Origin of the sequence: Helicobacter apodemus (assembly GCF_000765745.2) — a bacterium.
Lineage (GTDB): Bacteria > Campylobacterota > Campylobacteria > Campylobacterales > Helicobacteraceae > Helicobacter_D > Helicobacter_D apodemus.
Genome location: NZ_JRPC02000070.1, coordinates 1 through 1,698 on the forward strand (window position 1 = coordinate 1; position 1,698 = coordinate 1,698).

At 34.3% G+C, this 1,698-nt stretch carries 1 protein-coding gene; it reads right to left on the bottom strand.

Annotation, left to right across the window (positions count from 1 at the left end; translation table 11 throughout):
• On the bottom strand, positions 1–1,698 hold a 1,698-nt coding region (locus LS72_RS11040; protein WP_414458071.1), incomplete at both ends, for a beta strand repeat-containing protein.

Below are 1,698 nucleotides of genomic sequence, written 5' to 3' on the forward strand. Positions count from 1 at the left end.
CACTGCCTTTATTTTCAATACTTACTTTACCACCTCCACTAGCACTAACTCCACCTACTAAGGTGGCATTATCAGAGTTAGTAATACTAATAGGAGCATCTCCACTAGCAGTGATAGCACCTCCTATACTACCACTTCCAGAATTATTAATTTTTAATTCAGCATTTCCTGCTGTTTTAATATCTCCTCCAATACTTCCAGAGTTAGAAATACTAATAGGGGCATCTCCACTAGCAGTGATATCTCCTACAATACCTTGAGTGCTAGAATTAGAAATACTAATAGGGGCATCTCCACTTACCTCAATATTTCCTGCAACCTTTGCATTATCAGAGTTAGTAATACTAATAGGAGCATCTCCACTAGCACTAATGCTTCCTCCTATACTACCATTTCCAGAGTTTTCAATACTCAAAGGAGCATTACCATTTGTTGTAATACTTCCTTGTATATTACCACCATTATTAGTAATGTTAGTTTTACCATTAGAGGTGATACCTCCATTTATCTTACCACTTCCAGAATTAGTAATGTTTAAAGGAGCATTACCAGAGCTTGTAATACTTCCTTGGATACCTTGAGGGCTAGAGTTAGTAATAGTTATAGGAGCATTTCCTGTTGATTTAATATCCCCTCCAATGTTAGCATTGCCTTCATTTTTAATACTAATAGGAGCATTACCACTAGCACTAATGCTTCCTCCTATACTACCACTTCCTGAATTGGTAATGTTTAAGGACCCACTCCCCTCATTTTTAATATCAGCACCTATTTCTGCATTACCAGAGTTTGCAATATTTAAAGAACCAGCCCCAGAAGAAGTAATAGAGCCTCCAATTGTTGAATTCTGGTTTTTTATGGTCAAATTATTATTGCTATGATTGATAATGGATCCGCTTAGGGATGAAGGTCTATTGTTTCTATTTTGATTGAAAATACTTGTTGTTGATCCTAAATCAGCACCTTTTTCTATAGTGATGCTTCCTTGTAATTTCCCCCCAAAATTATAAATAGCCGCTTGTTTCGCTTCAAGTTTAGCTGTGCTTTTAATAATGATATTTCCTTTTCCATTCTCTCCAATAGTTCCTGTATTTCCTATAGCGGCAACTCCTCCTTTAAGAGTTCCTGCTACTTCAATATCTCCTGTAAATGCTTTTCCTCGTAAAATATGAATACCAAAATTAGTGCCTTCTACTTTAGCACCTGCTTTAATGTCAATTTTTTGAATTGTTGCTTTGGAAGGATTAAGTCTAATGCCTGCGTGTCCTCCTTTTAATAAGCCACTTTCTACAAGAATAGTATCAATTTCTATAGAACCAGTAGTTGCTTCAAAATTGATAGCATTAATGTTACTTTGAATTGTTCCAGTATTTTTTAAAGTTCCTATTTTTGTTGTTTGATTGTTTAAGCTATGAATGATTATACCATTACCACCACCATCAATCGTTCCTTCATTATTTAGATTTTCTATAGTTGCACCTTGCAAATAGATACCCTGATTATTAAACCCTGTTCCATTAACTTTAATCACCCCACTATTACTAAAATTAGTAAGAGTAGATTGATTCCCTATATTTATACCTTTACCTCCTTTAATAGTTCCACTATTACTAAAGTTAGTAATGGTTCCTTTAGTGATATTAAAGTTAAATTTACCAGTATTAGTATTAGTTATAGTTCCTTGATTTTCAAAAGATT